Source organism: Ruoffia sp. FAM 26254, from assembly GCF_045528545.1.
Classification (GTDB): Bacteria; Bacillota; Bacilli; order Lactobacillales; family Aerococcaceae; genus Ruoffia; species Ruoffia halotolerans.
In genome coordinates this window covers 50,281-69,037 of sequence record NZ_JBGQQY010000009.1, presented here as the reverse complement: position 1 = coordinate 69,037, position 18,757 = coordinate 50,281, and the positions used below count along the sequence as shown (strand labels likewise).

Genomic DNA, 18,757 nt, shown 5'->3' with positions numbered 1-18,757 from the left:
TTTGAGAGAATACAAATAAACTATTATCTTGTTTAAGATCAAGAACAGAGCTCATGATGTGTTCTGTTCTTTTGATTTTATGGCTTCTTCGATAAATTAATAGGATGGACGATACTTTCCGCACTCAATGGACGATTACTCCGCATTTACCGGACGAAAGTTCCGCACTAGTGGACGAAACCCATCGCCGTACTCATCGTCTTACCAGCCCAGTCCGCTTCACCTTTTTTACCTGCCATATGCTCAAAATACATCGTTGCTTTTGAATGTTCAATCACTCGATTTAAGTAAGCACAAAATTGCGTATATTGATATGCAAGCTGTGTCCCGATCGTATGAGTCTCTTTCACATACTCTTCCCATAACAACTTTTTTGTGATTCCTGGCTTCCTTAATTCTCCTATTAAATACTCAATATCCATCGGATAATAAAAAGTCGAGCTATCGCCCGTCACCTCTGGAAATAGTTTCTTCCCTAGTTCCGTTTCTGTGTATCCGCTAATTTGATCCCACTCTAACTGAGCTGCCTACTTCGCATTCACCACTTTCGAGACCGTATTACGATAGACAGACAGTAGCTTCGCTAATTCTTGTTGAGAGATACCGGCATGTTCATACCGAAGTATCTGTTTATATTTTTCCATACAAAAACCTCTTTCTATAAAATAGTCGTAGGATAAGACCTACAAACATATTTTATAAAAAGAGGTAGCTCTCTCATAGCGAAACGATGGCTCTCAATAAAACAAACTAACTGGCTCCACCACAATGTAATATTCATTATCGAATGAAACATCGACAACGTGTGTTTGATTAGGGAAAAAGTGCCGAATCTTATTTGGCAGAATGTTCGGAAAACTAATTGACAGAAAGTGTGGTTTTCTACTTGACGTTAACAGTTATTCATCAGTTGCTTCGTTAGTGGCACCTCATCCACCATAATATCGTCACCAAACATCACAACAAATGGCTCATCCCCAACGAATGTTTCTGCTTGAATTACTGCTTTCATAAAAAAGGTATTAGCTGATCAAAGCTAATACCTTTTTTAATCTAACGTTTATTCATTTACCAAAATATCAACTATCTGCTTTGATGCCGTTCCATCTCCATAAGGATTACTTGCCTTACTCATTGATTCGTAAACTGATTCATCTTCAAGTAACTCTTTAAATGTACTATAAATAATTTCTTCATCAGTACCAACCAATTTTAAAGTACCTGCTTCAATTCCTTCAGGTCTTTCAGTTGTATCTCTCATTACTAATACTGGCACTCCTAAGCCAGGAGCTTCTTCTTGTATGCCACCACTATCTGTAACAATGATATGTGAATTAGCAATGAAATTATGGAAATCAACTACTTCCAGAGGTTCGATAATTTTTATTCGATCATCGTCTCCAAATACTTCATTAGCTGCTTCTCGGACAACAGGGTTCATATGAATTGGATAGATAGCTTTTACATCTGGATTTTCATCTATAATTCGTTTTATTGCTCTAAACATAGAGTGCATTGGTGCACCTAAGTTTTCTCTTCTATGAGCGGTAATCAAGATTAATCTACTATCGGATGCCCATTCTAAATGTTCATGAGTATAATCTTCTTTTACTGTCGTATTTAAAGCATCGATTGCTGTATTTCCAGTAACAAAGATATCTTCAGGATTTTTTCCTTCTTTTAATAAATTTTGTTTAGACATTTCTGTCGGAGCAAAATGATATTTAGCAACTAAACCAACCGCTTGTCGATTAAACTCTTCAGGATAAGGTGAGTAAATATCATAAGTTCTTAATCCTGCTTCAACATGTCCTACAGGAATTTGTAAGTAGAAACAAGCTAAAGATGTAACAAATGTTGTAGACGTATCACCATGTACCAATACAATATCTGGTTGTTCTTTTTCAAGAACATCACGCAATTTATCTAAGATATTAATTGTAACATCAAATAATGTCTGCTTGTCTTTCATAATTGCTAAATCATAGTCAGGAACAACATTAAATGTATCTAATACCTGTTGTAACATTTCTCTATGCTGACCTGTAACACAGACCACTAGCTCAATATCATTACGACTTTTTAATTCTTTAACTAACGGACACATCTTAATAGCTTCTGGTCTAGTTCCAAAAGCAACCATTACTTTTTTCATTATTTGCTCCTTAATTATAGTTTATGAACAGAATAATCAAACACATTTTTCGTATCTAAAATATGTTTATTTTTAACTTTATCAAAATTATTTTTAATATGATCATGAGCTGTCATTACAATAATTACATCTGTACTTTCCACAAACTCATCAAAATCAAATAATTGATTTTCTACAACTGATTTATTTACAAATGGATCATAATATTTCACACCTTGAACTAGATTCTCTTCCAATAAATCTCTAAATTGTAGTCCTGGACTTTCACGAGTATCATCGACATTCTCTTTATAAGTTAACCCGTAAACACCAACCCTTGAAATATCTTTAATATCACTTTGCTTCATAATATCTTTTAATCTATCAAACACAAATTCAGGCATAGAGTCATTAATCTTACGAGCACTTAAAATTAATTTCGACAATTCTGGATAATCACCAACTAAAAACCATGGATCAATTGGGATACAATGCCCTCCAACACCTGGACCTGGCTGTAGAATATCTACACGTGGATGCTTGTTAGCTATCCGTATAATTTCATAGACATCCATATTACCCTCACGACAGATTTTTGCTAGTTCGTTGGCGAATGCTATGTTTACATCTCGGTAAGTGTTCTCTACAACTTTAGACATTTCTGCTGAACGAATATCCGTTGTTACGATTTCAGATTTACAGAAACTTGCATAAATGTCTTTAATTCTTTCTGCAACACCTTTTTCATCGGCCCCGATTGTTCTCGAATTATTTTCCAGTTCATAAATCATGTTACCAGGAGTAATTCGTTCTGGAGCATGAGCAATGTGAATATCTTCTCCGATTACAAAACCATTTTCTTCTACTAGTGGACGTATTTGTTCATCCATAGTTCCTGGGGGAATTGTAGATTCAACTATTAAAGTCGCACCTTTTTTCGCTACTTTAAGTACTTCTTCAATAGCAGAAATTAAGTATTCGGGATTAATTTTTTTAGTTTCATCATAATACGGTGTTGGTACAGCAATTATATAGTCATCTACACTTTGGTATTCGTTTGAAAACTTAATACCATTTGCTATTGCATCATCAAATAAATCAGTCAAGCCTGCCTCTTCAAAAGTTACTTTATTATCGTTTAATGACCTGACTAATTCTTCATTATAATCCGTCCCAATTACATCTTCACCATTTTTTGCCAACATTAAGGCTGTCGGTAATCCAATATACCCTAAACCAATTACATTAATCATAATTTACCTCTTTCTTAACTTTATGTGAACATTTTAATATTACCATATAAATGATAATTAGTCATAATTTTTTCATACGTTATATTGATACTTTATTTTGTCTACTAAGTCTATATATAACTAATAAAAAGCCTAGATAAATCATTGTATAAAAAATACTAATTCCAGTTAGAAATAATTCTATTTTTAAAGCTAATAAGGTACTAGAATAAAAAATGAGTAATGCACTCACAATAAATGCGCCTTGCATAAATAACTCCATTTTTTGTTTTCGAGAAATAATTAGCGCTGGACTCAGAGCAGAAACAATAAATCTTACTCCATACATAGGAGCCAATATTTGAACATACCTCCCTGAAACATTCCATCCTTTCCCAAAAAATAATTCAAACAGGTATGGTGAAAACAGCATTAGTCCAATCACCATTGGAACTGCAAGAAAGAAAAGTATTTTAAAGAACTTAAGAAAGCTTTTCGTATATCCACCACTATTTCGTTGTTCTTCAGATGCTTCTTGGAAAAAAATTTTCGACAAATTTACACTAATAATATTTAATGGCAAGCCAAGAAGTCTAAACGAAATAGAATAAAATCCTAAAACCTCAAACCCATATAAAAATTCAATTATAAAATTTAATATAGAATATGATGATGCATTTATTAAGTGAGCTGGTGTAGAAAAAAATGGTTGATCTTTATATTTTTTTAATGTTGAAATAACTTCCTTGAATTTTATAGACTTTAAAGCATTAAAATTTTCTAATAAATATTTTGCTTGTCTAAATATTCCAAATAATAATCCAAACAACTGGCTTAATAACAAACCTATAGAGCCAAACTGAAGAATACCGAATATTATCATAGATATATTTTGGGCAAAAACTCTTATTACTTGGGCTACAGAAATTAATTTATACTGCTGAAACCTATTATTATAATACGTAAGTATATTAATCATACCTGTGATAATTAATATAAACACCACAATATAAGCATACCATCCAATACTATTAAATAGCTCCTCATTATTCATTAGATATACCGAGTAACCAAGTGTAATTAAAACAATTGATATACTACCTATCAAAATACTTCCCAAAATTAACTCATGAGTTTCTTTTTCATCATCTGCTGAAACAATCATAACATCATATCTAGCAGATAATATCGGACCGAAGATTGTTACTACAGATAGTAATAAAGTATATATTCCTAATTCGTCAGGTGAAAATATTCTCGTGGAGATTGGTGATACAGCTAAAGTTATAAATTGAGCAACTACAGAGCCAGCAGTTAGTTGCATTATATTTCTTACTAATTTTGATTTAAAATACTTTTTCATAATTATTTTCCTTAATCTAAAAACTTTATTATTTTAGCAGGTGATCCTGCAATCACGCAGTTTCCTGCCTCAAAACTTTTTGTAACTACACTACCAGCACCAACTATAGTATTACTACCTAACTCCACACCTGGTAACAACATACTATTCATACCGATCCAACACTTATTTCCGATTTTTATATCTTTCGCTAATGTATGTTTATCTAAATTATTTAAATCATGATTTTCTGTAATCAAACCAACATTAGGTGCTATGTATGTGCCTTTTCCTATTATTATTTTTCCATTCCAAGATTGGTAGTAACAACCGAAATGCTGAAAATTATTTAAATCATCTAAATCAAATTCAATATTATACCAATGGCCAAAATCAGACCTAAAGGAAACTGGAAAGGGTACTGATTTATTAATTCCAATAATTTTTTGCATAAAAACATTACGCCAACACCATTGCCAACCTTTAGTACTATTTTTAAAATGTTTTCCTCTAAAATAGGATTTATCATAAAATAAGGACATTATTATTCTTGATAATCCAATGTAAATTTTCTTGAATAAGTTTTTCATGTTTTACCTTTCTAAATATCATAAAAATATTAATGTTTTATAAAATCATAAGTGTCTAATAACAGAAATTTATAAAAAAAATTAGTTTTGATTTCTTGAGTAATCATATTGCATAAAGTTAGTATTTCTCTAGAACTTCAGATTTAAAAAGACAAAATCATATAAATTGTTAATAAAAGTATTAGTGCCATCGAAACAATTATTAAATTTATTGTTTTTCCTTTCTTGGAAACTAAAAAATATTGTCTAAAGATAAGGATAAACATGTATGGATAAAGCGTTACAAAATGTCGGAATGTAAACGTAGTAATTACAATTCCAATAAGAAAAACATTATATAATATAAATAATTTATCCATTTTTTTGAAGTTTCTAAAGAGATATGGTAATAAATAAATTTGAATAACTGACCCAAATGAAATAAGAACTTGATAAAACATATCAATATTGGAAAACATTCTCAAAATGTTTAAAAGTTGTAACGGTATAGGAAACAAGAGACCATATAAAAATCTAAGTATTATACCAAATGGAAATAACGATATACTAAAAATATGAGTAGTTAGGCCATCAGAAATGCTTAATTTATGTTCCGTATAATTTTCATTAAAAGATAACACTTCCTCCAATAGGCCAGTTCTTTGTGCTAGTATCAAAACTAACAATAGACATCCAGTATATATAAATATATTTTTAATCTTTATATAATTTTCTTTAAGTAAAACATTTATAATTATGATTATCCCTATAAAAAAAACACTTTGCTCTCGTACCCAAAAAGAAAAATAAGTAATTAATATTGTTTTGAACAATAATAGAAGGATTCCATTTTTTCTATCGGTCAAATAATCATCCCATATATAAAACACATAAAATAAAATTAGTGATATTAAAGTATCTCTAAATACATGGTTACTTAAGTACATCATGTTGGGAAATAATGTTACAAAAAGTAATAGGATTGAATTCTCAGTCTTGCCAAATTTATAATGTTTAGCAAAATAAGACGTTGCTAATACTCCGATTGAAATTAAAAAATTTACATTTAAAACACGAAATGAAATTGTATGGTATCCACCTAACGATTCATTTATCCTCATTAAGAGCGAAATCAACCAAACGAATCCTTTTGAATTATTCGATCTAAAAGCTAAATCTCTTGAATACTGCCATGGGAAATCTAAACCGTGTTTTATAGCTTGTTTAGCCCATATTTCAAATTTTAAATCATCAGATCCGCCATCGTAGTATGGTAACCCAAAATAGTTTTCGTAGCCAAAATATAATATTAATATTGATAAAATATTTATTAAAAATATAATTATCAATAATTTATATAGGGGTATATTTGCTTTATTAAGTTTTGTGTAATTAATAATATATAAAGTGATAAGTAATCCAATTAATCCGACAGTAAGTATACTCAGTGAACTGAAAATTATACTCAATAAAGTTAACACTACTATATTTATTAATATAAATATATACATTAATTCCTCACCTCTTTAATACTATAAATTAATTATTGAATATCTTTAATCATTATTCTTTTATACTTATTATAATTTACTAAGTATTTTAGTTGCAATATTTTGAGGATGAAAGTCCTCTAATGGTTTTTCTTTTTTTAAGTTTTCAGAAATATAATCTATTGTTTTTATAATTTCTTTGGTCTTATTCTCACAAATATAATATCGTTTAAATTGTGAGAAGTAGTCTGATATCTCTTTTCCATACTCTCCATCTATAATTAATAAAATCGCTTTATTAGTCGATGCATAATGGAATAACTTCCCTGGTATTTGTGTTCCTTTTTTGTTTAAAATACAAACCATTATATCAGTATTAATTTCAAATTTTTCTATATCTTGTCTCTCATGTATCATTATATTCTCTTTACTTTGTAAAGTTAAATCGGAGAATCCTACTATTGTTAGATCTAATTTGTCTTCCAGTTTCTGAGCCGCTTCGTATAAAGGATGAATATTTCGTGTTGTTTCAATATAGTCTCCAAAGTAACCAACTTGTAGTTTAGTATTATTCGTTCTCGGGTAGTATTTTTTTTCAATATACGGGGTTGGTATAAAATCCATACTATTTGCTTGCTTATCAAATAAAGCTTTTTGTTTTCTCAAGGTAATTGGTGATGCATATAAAATTAAATCTGCATTGGAAAGTAAATTACTTTCAATATACTTATTAATGATTTTGGGATATATATTTTTTTTAGTAATATCAAGTGTTAATGGATCTCCCCAATACTGGACCCATTTTTTATAATCTAATCCCTGATTAATTAGTCTTTTTGCTGCAATATGTGAAGTTTTAGGATCTGAAACAGAAATTACAATATCGTATTCTTTCTTTGGCAAATCTTCTATTTTTAGTTTTTCAGCTATAGATTTTGAATAATCAAAAACAGATAACTTATGATACATTCTTCTCATTTTTGAATATAACATTTTTTTTAACGGTTTCTGATTAATATCTTTCACTATAACAGAGTAGGACTTATTTTTTGATGTCTCAATAATATTAGTCTTTGATAAAAAATCATATCCTTTACTTAATGTATGAGATTCACTTGATGGTACAGTTAAAAAATCAATAGAATTACCATTTCCCAACAAACCTTTAGTTAATGCTAATGTTCGCATCATGGATGAGTTCATACCATAGATTGGGGTTAATTTAATAATTAATATATTCATTTTTTTCCTTTCTGAAAATCATTTTATATTATACATTTTTTTCACTTTCTAATTTAAATAAAATCTCATAAATTTACATCGCTTTTTAAATTAATTTTTTAAATGTATTAAGTAGTTTTTTTTCTGCAATACTATTACTATTTTTTTTATAAAAGAGCATCCCATTTTCTTTTATTGAATTTAAAACTTGTTTATTTTTTAATTTCAATATAGTTTCCTCTAGCTGATTGGGATTATATGGATTTACCGCCATTCCTAACCCATTTTCTATTATTACACTTTCTAAATACGTATTTCTAGATACTATTAATGGTATGCCACATAATGCAGCCTCATATAATCTATTCGGTAAAGCTATTTTCACATTTTCAATGTCAGTGTCGTAAACGGAATATATCGCATCACATTTACTATATAATTTTGCTATGTCACTATTGTATTTGTATGGTCCAAAAAATGTTATATTATTTCTATCTTTTGAGAATGTTTTTAATTCTTCATAATCAGGGCCGTTACCTGCTATAAAAACATCAATATTAACTCGATTTGAAACCTCTATCAACATCTTCAGCTGCTTTTTATATCTAATTTTCCCAATGAACCCTATGGTAAATTTTTCGCTTCTCACTGCATGATAGTCTTTAAATATTTTTTCATTCGGTGAATTAGGTAAAAAGACTACATGATTTTGGCTAATTAATGATTTATAATAATAGTCCCAGAAAAAAGGGGATGTTACTACAAGTTTATCAACAGATTTAAACGATATTTTCTCAAGGCAGTATATCAATTTGCGTAAAATAGTAGATGTTATTTTTTTAGAATCATTTAACGCATATTTATGAAGATCACTTACTTCATAAATAACCTTGGGTTTTATTTTCGTAAATAGACAATAAATATATACAAGAAATAACATGTCCGTTTTAGTTGTATATATAATTTCTGGTTTCTCCTTTTTTAAATGCTTCAAAGCTAATCTAGAAAAGGAAAGTGACTTTACTAACCTATGAAAAATACTCCCTTTATCCAAGTTTATACTATGTGCAGTAATTTTTGTTTCTGGGGAATAGTCTTTAATTGCTGTTTTTTTGCTATCTCCTCTATCCCAATAAAGTAAATCTACTTTGAATATTTTTTCTGCTACTTCTATTCTCTTATTTATTCTTGGTATTGGTGTATAAGGAATAACGAATGATACTTTCATTTTGTCCTCCAGTAGGTGTTATGATTATTCTTACATATTATTTAGTTCGTATTTTGCATATATTTAGCTAATAAATGTATATGTGTTACTCTACTAATTTGTTCATTTGTTAATTCATTTTTTGTTGTACTTGGACTTAATATTTCCATTTTAATGCAATTATCAATTGCTTGATCGATAATATCCAGCTCTCTAAACTCATCAAAAATAGTCCAATCAATTACTTTTTCAATAAATAAAGTTTTTTTAAATACTTTTCTACCAATTAGTCTTAATCCTTTTATTGAATAATTCCTTGCTTCAACAAAATAATCTCGTAGAATAAAACTCCATTCATTTGATGCAGTCGTACCCCAATTAGTCACTTCTTGAGCAATTTCTTTATTTAATTTGGAAGTCATTCCCCGTATAAAAAAATTGAAGTATCTTTTTTTTCTTGGTAAATCGTAAGAATATCTCACCCAATCAATTTCCTGTAATGGAGCATAACTTGAAAATTCTTTAGCTGAAATATTATATTGTAGCTTTCTATTACCATTAACATAATTATAAAGTGAATCATATGTTTCAGTATTAGTTTCTTTTTTATATTTGGATAGCTCTTTTAAGAATCGCTCTTCTTGGCCATTTAAGTTGTTTTTTAATCTTCCACCTATATTATTCTCTCTATAATTGAAAGCAATTCTATGATAATAATACCTCTTTATATCCGTTCTTTTTTTATTATAAAACGGAAAATCTTGAAGCCATTCCCAGTCTTTGTGTAATACTCCACCATCGCCGCTAATATGAAATTTAAATCCATCTTCTTTTAGTTTTTCTCTGAATATATTCCATCTTACCTTATAATCATCAAAGAAATTTATCATTCCATCAGCTATTTTAAATTGATGATAAATCAAAGTATTATTAATTTCTGGTTTTGGTGTTTCCACTACATACATTTTCTTTCCTAAAATACCTGCAATTTTACTGGCTATAGAGATGTCTTTTGAATCATATTTATTACCACTAATTGTTGGGGTAATATCGATTTTATCTCCTAATCCAGAAAATAAGAGTCGGCTATCATATCCTCCAGTTAAGGCAATACATGTTTTTTCCTCAGATAAAGCAAATGCTACATCATTTAAGAATTCAATTGGATTATTTATAGTTGATTTCTCTTCTATAGAATTTATGTTTTTATCAGTTTTTATCAACTTATTATTTTCAATTATGAATAAATCAGAAGATTTAGATACAGATATTTCTTCGATTAATGTTTTACCAAAATATACATTTCCTAAAGTGTAAAATTCAGTTAACGATTCATCATTAAAATTTACTTTTTGGTTTTTTGTTAAGTAATTGATGTTTTCTAAAAAACTACTACTTAAACTTTCTTTGCTATAGTAAACACAATGCATATTACTATTATCAGAAAAAATAGTAATTTTTCCATTTGGGTCTTTTATAACAAAACTAAAAGCTCCATATAACTTTTCAAAATCAATTTGGTTTGTACTCTCATATGTTTTTGCCAATTCTTTAACACTTTCAAGACCGGCTTTCTTGCCTCTCAAGAAAAATAATCCGTTATAATAATAATAATAATCTTTAGGAGACTTATATTCGTGGAAACTATCTATTTGCTTAATTCCAGTTGTTGTTATTAACATAATTCCATTCACCTATTCACTTAATATTTTAATTCACTATATATCTTAAAATAAAGATTAATTATGTATTAATTTTATCATTTAAGATTACTTTTGTTTTGATAATGTTTTTATCGCTTCGTATTATTATTTTATTTACTTCTTCTTTTTGTAAATAATATAAACTTCTGTATGTTTTAGTTGATTCAATAGAACCTTCCGTTATTACCTGAGCTATAATTTGTTTTCCATGAATTAAGTTAATTCCATTATCGATATATTCAATGTCAAATGGCGTATTAAATATTATTTCAAAGTTTTTATTTGTCCCACTGATGTGATCAATAATATTATATACACTATTTTTTAAAGTGATTTCTCGCTCATGCAAATAGCTATTTTGAGATTTCATTACTCCTTTAAAATAACTTTTTTTAAATTGAACACTACTTCTTTCAGTCCAGTCATAAATGAAGAATGGACCACGCTTATTCATTTGTTCGATATTTTCAATTTTTACAGTATTATGTGCAGCAGTTAATGATAATTCTTGGCCTAATTTTGATGCATATGAATATGTACCGCTATCACAAAAGATATTTAATCCTTTATGCCACAAATCAATATGCATTTGATCCATTTGCGCTGGTCGCGTTTTATAATCAGATAAAATTGTCATTAAAAAACCATTTTGATGTCTAAGCGAGTAGAATCCAGCATTTTCAAAGGCTAATGATTCTCTTTGGATATCTACTATCGGCAAATCATCGATATTGTTCTTTGTAAACCATAATATTTCCTCATCATAAATGTCAGATTGATAAAGTCTTTCATTATTTATTAAAGAATGGATTGTATTAATTACAGGTCTAAAATCTCTATAAGTAGATGATGATAACGGGAAGATTAAAGCTCCATCATTTGAACCATAGTTAGGCATTACTCCTGATTCATCTTGTAAATGATAAAGAAGTAAAGAACTTTTTAAGATTAATGATTCACTTTTTTTAGATAAAGTTTTTGTTGTTTTAATATTAATTTTCAAAAGCATTTCCATAATTTGAAGCGCAAACCTTTGGTAGTTAAACGAATATTGTATATAACCTCCGTCTGGCATAAATTGCTTTGCTATTTCTTCATCCATCAAATTATAGGCTTTTAATAAAGCTTTATCATCTTGACAACACCAAGCACCTATTATGAGTCCTAATATTTCTGTTAAAGTATGGTTATTTTTTATACATTTATGTGCATAAAAAAAATTCGATAATACCTTTTTGTATGAATCTGAAATTAGTTTAGTAATATTCTTCTCATCTTTAGCTGTAGTAACTTCATATGCTTCAAAAACAGAATAAGAGAATAACCCACCAATCATGCGTAATGTAGTTTCCTGGCTACATTTATAATTTGCTCCATAGCTATATTGGTTGTTTATAAGCCAGTTATTAAGTTGTTCTGAAAATGCTCTATAGTATTTTAATTCTTTGGTTAGCATAAATGCGCGGACAAAACTGAAAAAATGTGTAAATCGTGAAGCTTCCCAAACAATTTTTATATCCCCTCTTTCAGGATCAAAGTCTGGAATTTCATACCATTTTGTTTTACTATCAACTTGCACGCCTGTTATGGGATTTAAATGCCAATTTATAGGGTTACCATAATCTAATTCTATCGAAGAAAATCCTTTTATTTTGCCCTCAATGGCTGCATCAGCAATATTAATGATCTCTTGTTTATTATCATCAGGCAGTTTTTTCAAAAATTGCTCTATTTCCTTGATATTAAAATTAAATATATCAGTTCTTTTAATATTAACTTTTTTTTCATATAATTTTTCTGTTGTAGGTATCTTTTTCATCAATCCTAATTTAGTAGCATATAATGTTCTATTAAACACCCAAGGTATGCCATATTCTGATAATACTGATTTAATCATAGCATATCTCCTTCTCTATAATGATTCAATGATTTCTAATAATTTCTGTGTATGTACTTTGAAATCAAAATATTCAGCCCCATTTTTTGCATTTCTAGATAATTCTTCGTATTTACTTGGTGACAATTCCTTTACCTTTATTATGGCTTCTGCAAGTTCATCATGTGATCCTGTTTCCAATTCTAGCCCACATTTATATTTTTCAATAATAGAGTAACCCATGCTAACAGTCGATATAATCGGTTTACCTGAAGCCATATACTCAAATAATTTGTTGGAGCTATTACCTCGTGACCAGTTATATTGTGTATTGGAGTAGTTTAAAATATTCACAGATGATTTACTTAAAATATATGGTATATATTTTTTCTCAATAAACCCTTTTATTTTGACATTTGTTATATCTTCCTCAACTATTCTTTTTTCAAGCATTTCTCTTTGATTACCATCACCATAAATTAAAAACTGAAAATTTGGGTCATCCTTAAGATGTTTAGCAGCATCCAATATATTTCCTACATTGTTTACTGGTCTAATAGTACCAATATATGTTATGTTGAATTTTTCAGTCTCCAAATCTTTATCATCTAACATATTTTCTGATATAGCTCTATTAAATTCTTCGATGTCTAGTCCATTATTAATGTAATATGCCTTATCAAGATTAACTTCTCCTCCTTGCGCTACGTCCCACTTTCTTTCTTTTATGTAGTCAGTATCGCCTTCTTTAGTGAAAATCAGTGCATCTGCGTTTTTATATATCCAATGCTCACCTTTTATTAATAGCTTACCTAACAAGCTCTCTTCTTTAAGTTTATTAAATTTAAAGATTGCTTCTGGCCAAAGGTCTCTTATTTCACATATACACGGGATATTTAATCTTTTTGCAACCTTTATCCCTGCTACCATTGTTAATGGATGGACACTCGAAGCTAATATAAAATCCGGCGTCCCATTTTCTTTAATATATTCTTTAGCAACAGCGAATATATTATAAAAAAAAACTACCATATTCATAATACGATCTAACCCGTTCTCAGTTGATAGTTTAGTCTTTACGAACACAAATGGGATATTGTTAATCATATTCGTAACATATTTTTTGCGACCTGTATCTATATACTCTTCTGTATAATGGTAAGTATTAGCACAAAAAATTGTTACATCATATCCTATTTTTTGTAAATTTTCAGCAAACCAATAATGACGTCCGCCCTTTACTTTGTACATCTCAGTAGCATAATGATTCCATATCCAAATCTTCTTCATTAACCAATTCTCCTTACCGGTGTTCCAACATATGTTCCTTCTGTAATAATATTCTTTACTACCGTACTACCTGCTCCTAACGTAACATTTCTAGTAATTTCAATTTTATTTATCACTGAACTGCCCATTCCAATCCAAGACAATTCTCCTACTTTAACTTCTCCAGATAAATTCGATCCAGGCGATATGTGAACAAAATCTCCTATTACATTATCATGATCCACAGTACAGGCAGTGTTTAATATATTTGCTTTACCAATTAAAGTAGAAGCATTTAAAATAACACCTGGCATAATTACAGTTCCAATTCCAATGTTAACTGTTCGACTAATTGTTGTATGTGGATGGATTAAAGTCACAATTGTCAAATGTTCTTTCTCAAGCATTTCAAATATTTTTTTTCTTACTTTATTTGAACCTATTCCAACAAAGAAATCTGATTCTTTATAGTTTTTATAATCCGATATTGGTCCGGTGATTTTAAAACTTTGATTAGAAAGATTGTCATCTAAGAAAATGATATTTGACCATTTGTTCATTTTTTCCGCAATCTCATGGCATACTTTGGCGTGCCCACCTGCACCCAATATTACTAGTGTATTCTTCATAAACATTCTCCTTATCCAAATATATCGATTTAAGTATTTGGGAAAGCACTATTTCATTGGAGTATTTTGTCTTAATTACTTTTTATTACCTTTAAATGGTTCCATTGTTACTGAATCCTGAGATGCAATTCCATCACGTTTAAATACAGTTATTACTGTCAGCAAGACTATCTTGACATCATTCATAAACGTTATATTATTCACATATTCTACATCTAAGTTAAACTTATCATCCCAAGCTAAAGTGTTTCTCCCTTTTACTTGAGCTAACCCTGTCAGGCCTGGTCGAACCTTATGACGTTGATTTTGATGTTCATTATATAAAGGTAAATACTGAACCAGTAACGGTCTTGGCCCAACGATACTCATATCTCCAATAAAAATATTCCATAATTCTGGTAATTCATCTAAAGATGTCGACCGTAGTAATTTTCCGAATTTATTTAAACGAATCTCGTCAGGTAATAATTCCCCATCTTTATCCCGTTCATCGGTCATAGTTCTAAACTTATACATTTTAAATATCTTCTCGTTCATACCAGGCCGTTTCTGAACAAATAGAACTGGTGTCCCTAGTTTAGTCTTTACTAAGAAGTAAACAATGATAAAGATTGGCGAAAGAACAATTAGTGCCAATCCTGATAAAATCACATCTAATAATCTTTTGATATATTTTTGATACATCATCCTCACCTTACTTCCAAAGTGATTTGATAATTTCTATAACTCTATCTTGTTCAGATTCTGTCATCTTAGTATCACTTGGCAAGCATAAACCTTTTTCAAAGTATGCTTCGGATACTTCTCCACCAACGACATCATACTGTTCGAATATAGGTTGCATATGCATTGGTTTCCATATTGGACGTGATTCAATATTCTCATTGTTTAATACTTCCATAATCATACTTGGTGTCACTCTATCTGACTCTAAGATAATGGCACTCAACCAATAGTTCGCCCGTTCATCGTCTCGTTCTTTAATGAAAGTAATCTCAACGATATCTTTAAAGCCTTCAACATAACGGTTGAAGATTTCACGTTTTTTTTCAACACGATCTTCTAGTACCTTTAATTGTCCACGACCAATACCAGCTAATACATTACTTAGACGATAATTATATCCAATATCTTCATGTTGGTAATGAACTGCTTGTTCGCGTGCTTGCGTAGCCCAAAAACGTGCCTTATCAATACCTTCTTTATTATCAGATACTAACATCCCACCACCTGAGGTTGTGATAATCTTATTACCATTGAATGAATAGATTCCATAATCGCCATATGTTCCTGTCCATTGATCTTTGTAGATAGTTCCTAGACTTTCAGCAGCATCTTCAATTAAGGGAACATTATGTTCTTCACAAATCGCTTTAATCTCATCAATTCGTGCAGATAGTCCATATAAGTGAACTGCGATCACAGCTTTAGGTTTGTATTTCTTAAACGCTTCGCGTAACTTTTCAGGATCCATATTCCAATCACCTGGGGCTGAATCAATAAATACTGGTTTCGCATGTTGATAAATAATCGGGTTGATTGTTGCTGAGAAAGTTAATGATTGTACAAACACAATATCACCTTTCTCGACACCTACTGCTTTTAACGCTAAGTGAACAGCAGCTGTCCCTGATGTTAGAGCAGCTGCGTTAGAAGTACCTACCATAGTTGCGAGTTCTTCTTCAAAAGAATCGACATTCTTACCAAGGGGTGCAATCCAATTTGTATCAAATGCTTCTTTAACAAACTGTTGTTCATACCCTTGTTCACTCATATGAGGTGAAGCTAGAAAAATTCTTTCCATTATATTTCCTCCTAAACAAATTTTAAAATAATCCAAACCACTTTTTACGGAGCTTATTAGGTTCAATTGGTTCTAATATCTGCACTGGATCACCAATAAAGATATTCTGGGCATTTACTTTAAGGTAATTCGTTGTTTCTTCATCATATTCTTGCGTCAATTTAGCAAACGCGTTCTTCATATTCATCGGTCTGTGTTCCATATGATGGACATCAGAGGCTAATATGTGGCATAAGTTATGGTCAATAATTTGTTTGCTGTTTTCAACTAGTTTTTCACCGTAGTAGCCTGAGTAACTTGATGTTGTAATTTGTGTTAAACATCCCATTTTAACTAATTCATAGAGTCGATGCAGATTTGTTGATAGTTCATGGTTACGTTCTGGATGGGCTATGACGGGCGTAATGCCATTATCAATTAATTCTTGCAATATCTCATCTGCTATTTCTGGTACTTTGTCTGATGGGAATTCAATTAAATAATATTTACCCGTTACATCTAATGACAATAAATCATCATTATACAAATCATCAAAAAACTTATCCGTCAGTCGAATCTCCTGACTAGGGTAAACTGCAAGTGGAATGTTTGCTTGATGATACTCTTTTTGTAAAGCTTCTGCACTTCGAATAACATCCGCTTTACGATTCAGATATCTCCCATTACGGTGATGCGGGGTTAGAACCATATGTTCCACCCCTTCATCAACTGCTTGCCTAGCTAATTCAATGGATAGTTCTAATGTTTGAGCACCATCATCCACACTTGGTATTAAATGCGAATGTAAGTCTATGATCATGCTTCATCATCCTCTAAGCCATAACCATATCCGTAACCATAACCTTTACCTTCTTCAAAAGGTACATTATTTACAACAAAGCCTAACAAATTAGCTTTTACATTCTCTAAAGCTTCCTTGGCCTCACGTACTTGATCTTTACGAGCATAGTTTTGACGAGCTACTAATATGACACCATCTACTCGAGTCGCAATAATCTGTGCATCTGTTACAGAATTTACTGGCGGTGTGTCATATATGACCATATCAAAGTTCTCAGCCAACTCTTGCATTAATACACCCATTTGTGGTGATCCAATTAATTCTGCTGGATTCGGGGGTATCGGTCCCGAGGGTAAGAAATATAAATTCAATTCTTTTGACTTTTGAACCACTTGGTTGAATGGAAGTTCTGGATTAGCTAATAAAGTAGTCAACCCTTGTTCATTATTCAATTTGAAAGTTCGATGTAAAGTTGGCTTTCTTAAGTCGGAATCTACAACTAAAACATTTCGTCCTGTCTGTCCTGTTGTATAGGCTAGGTTTGCAGAAGTTGTTGATTTCCCTTCCATCGGCATACTCGACGTGATCGCAATCGAACGCATCTCTTTACCCATTTGTGTAAAATCTAAGTTAGTTCTCAATGTTCTGTATTGCTCGGAAATCACTGACTTTGGTTCATAATATGTCACTAATGGAGCTCCAAGTCTTTGTTCTTTTTCCGCTTTAGCTCTATTGTTATTTCCAAATCCAAACATCTCTACACTTCCCTTCTTAATGGTGTATTATTCGTTTCAATTCTATAACGATTTTTCTTCACTTGTGCTGGTGTCAATTCATTAATCTCACCTAAGCGAATCATTCCCATATTGGTTAGGTCTTCTGCTGATTTCACTCGGTTATCCATTAACTCTTGAATTAAAGCAATCCCTACCATTATAATAAACCCAAGCATTCCACCAATTAAGGCATACATAATTAAACTTGGTGATACAGGATTCGGATTGTATGAAGCTGACGACATAACATAAATACCGCTCACATCATCGCCGTAGAATTCTAATAGTGTGTTTTCAAATTCAGCAATGATACTGTTCACAATGTTTTGTGCATCTGTAGGTGACTCCATTGTTGCTGAAATATAGAAGGCCTGTGAGTTTTGGGATTGTTCTACGCTAATTGCATTCCTTAATTCACCAATCGTGAAATGATTCCCTAAACTTTCATTTACAGCTGTTAATACAGCATCTCCTTGAATGATGTCGGTATATGTATTAATCAAGAATACATTTGATTGAATTTCATTATATTGCAATGCCGTTTCTTGATTGCTACTTTGATTCACTAGTAACTGTGCTTCTGATTCATACTGACGATCGACGAATAATATCATAAAAGCCACCGCTAATGTTGCACCGATAATCGTCATACCAGCAATTCTTACAAAGTACTTACGAAATAGATTCCACAAATCTAATAAACTAATTTCTTGTTCCATATATC

General features: G+C 30.6%; 17 protein-coding genes and 1 pseudogene. All 18 read right to left on the bottom strand.

The annotated features are described in order from the left end of the window. Positions 1 to 167: 167 nt before the first annotated feature. The 18 genes and pseudogenes from ACEN3Z_RS03985 to ACEN3Z_RS03900 all read right to left on the bottom strand — a co-directional run bounded on the left by ACEN3Z_RS03985 (position 168) and on the right by ACEN3Z_RS03900 (position 18,752). Complete coding sequence (locus ACEN3Z_RS03985; RefSeq protein WP_407089723.1) at positions 168 to 422, bottom strand: hypothetical protein; 255 nt, start codon at positions 420 to 422, stop codon at positions 168 to 170. A gap of 476 nt (positions 423 to 898) precedes the next feature. Beyond that, positions 899 to 1,006, bottom strand: a pseudogene (locus ACEN3Z_RS03980) (UTP--glucose-1-phosphate uridylyltransferase); the annotation flags it as partial. 54 nt (positions 1,007 to 1,060) lie between these two features. Beyond that, entirely contained in the window at positions 1,061 to 2,155 is a 1,095-nt protein-coding gene (gene wecB / locus ACEN3Z_RS03975; protein ID WP_407089722.1) for a non-hydrolyzing UDP-N-acetylglucosamine 2-epimerase, read from the bottom strand. Positions 2,156 to 2,169: 14 nt separating this feature from the next. Next, the gene (locus ACEN3Z_RS03970) at positions 2,170 to 3,387 is read right to left on the bottom strand and encodes a nucleotide sugar dehydrogenase (RefSeq protein WP_407089721.1); all 1,218 of its coding nucleotides are present in this window, start codon (positions 3,385 to 3,387) and stop codon (positions 2,170 to 2,172) included. A 79-nt stretch (positions 3,388 to 3,466) separates the two neighbouring features. Next, positions 3,467 to 4,729 (bottom strand): lipopolysaccharide biosynthesis protein, encoded by a 1,263-nt coding sequence (locus ACEN3Z_RS03965; protein ID WP_407089720.1) that lies wholly within the window; start codon positions 4,727 to 4,729, stop codon positions 3,467 to 3,469. 11 nt (positions 4,730 to 4,740) lie between these two features. After that, complete coding sequence (locus ACEN3Z_RS03960) at positions 4,741 to 5,298, bottom strand: acyltransferase (protein ID WP_407089719.1); 558 nt, start codon at positions 5,296 to 5,298, stop codon at positions 4,741 to 4,743. Between the two features lie 143 nt (positions 5,299 to 5,441). Continuing rightward, positions 5,442 to 6,758 (bottom strand): hypothetical protein, encoded by a 1,317-nt coding sequence (locus ACEN3Z_RS03955; RefSeq protein WP_407089718.1) that lies wholly within the window; start codon positions 6,756 to 6,758, stop codon positions 5,442 to 5,444. A gap of 99 nt (positions 6,759 to 6,857) precedes the next feature. Next, positions 6,858 to 8,009 (bottom strand): hypothetical protein, encoded by a 1,152-nt coding sequence (locus ACEN3Z_RS03950; RefSeq protein ID WP_407089717.1) that lies wholly within the window; start codon positions 8,007 to 8,009, stop codon positions 6,858 to 6,860. Positions 8,010 to 8,094: 85 nt separating this feature from the next. Next, entirely contained in the window at positions 8,095 to 9,216 is a 1,122-nt protein-coding gene (locus ACEN3Z_RS03945) for a glycosyltransferase family 4 protein (protein ID WP_407089716.1), read from the bottom strand. 41 nt (positions 9,217 to 9,257) lie between these two features. After that, complete coding sequence (locus ACEN3Z_RS03940) at positions 9,258 to 10,877, bottom strand: hypothetical protein (RefSeq protein ID WP_407089715.1); 1,620 nt, start codon at positions 10,875 to 10,877, stop codon at positions 9,258 to 9,260. Positions 10,878 to 10,938: 61 nt separating this feature from the next. Further along, on the bottom strand, positions 10,939 to 12,795 hold the full coding sequence (locus tag ACEN3Z_RS03935; RefSeq protein ID WP_407089714.1) for a heparinase II/III family protein: 1,857 nt from the start codon (positions 12,793 to 12,795) through the stop codon (positions 10,939 to 10,941). Between the two features lie 15 nt (positions 12,796 to 12,810). Beyond that, complete coding sequence (locus tag ACEN3Z_RS03930) at positions 12,811 to 14,064, bottom strand: glycosyltransferase family 4 protein (protein WP_407089713.1); 1,254 nt, start codon at positions 14,062 to 14,064, stop codon at positions 12,811 to 12,813. After that, the gene (locus ACEN3Z_RS03925) at positions 14,064 to 14,672 is read right to left on the bottom strand and encodes an acetyltransferase (RefSeq protein ID WP_407089712.1); all 609 of its coding nucleotides are present in this window, start codon (positions 14,670 to 14,672) and stop codon (positions 14,064 to 14,066) included. The genes ACEN3Z_RS03930 and ACEN3Z_RS03925 overlap by 1 nt, the downstream gene beginning before the upstream one ends. Before the next feature lie 75 nt (positions 14,673 to 14,747). Further along, a complete protein-coding gene (locus ACEN3Z_RS03920) occupies positions 14,748 to 15,356 on the bottom strand; it encodes a sugar transferase (RefSeq protein WP_407089711.1) in 609 nt (202 codons plus the stop codon). A gap of 10 nt (positions 15,357 to 15,366) precedes the next feature. Then, positions 15,367 to 16,476, bottom strand: a complete 1,110-nt coding sequence (locus ACEN3Z_RS03915; RefSeq protein WP_407089710.1) for a DegT/DnrJ/EryC1/StrS family aminotransferase — start codon at positions 16,474 to 16,476, stop codon at positions 15,367 to 15,369. Positions 16,477 to 16,498: 22 nt separating this feature from the next. Next, a complete protein-coding gene (locus ACEN3Z_RS03910) occupies positions 16,499 to 17,275 on the bottom strand; it encodes a tyrosine-protein phosphatase (protein WP_407089709.1) in 777 nt (258 codons plus the stop codon). Next, on the bottom strand, positions 17,272 to 18,012 hold the full coding sequence (locus ACEN3Z_RS03905) for a CpsD/CapB family tyrosine-protein kinase (protein WP_407089708.1): 741 nt from the start codon (positions 18,010 to 18,012) through the stop codon (positions 17,272 to 17,274). Before ACEN3Z_RS03905 ends, ACEN3Z_RS03910 begins: the two co-directional genes overlap by 4 nt. 2 nt (positions 18,013 to 18,014) lie before the next feature. Continuing rightward, a complete protein-coding gene (locus tag ACEN3Z_RS03900; RefSeq protein WP_407089707.1) occupies positions 18,015 to 18,752 on the bottom strand; it encodes a YveK family protein in 738 nt (245 codons plus the stop codon). Positions 18,753 to 18,757 lie beyond the last annotated feature (5 nt).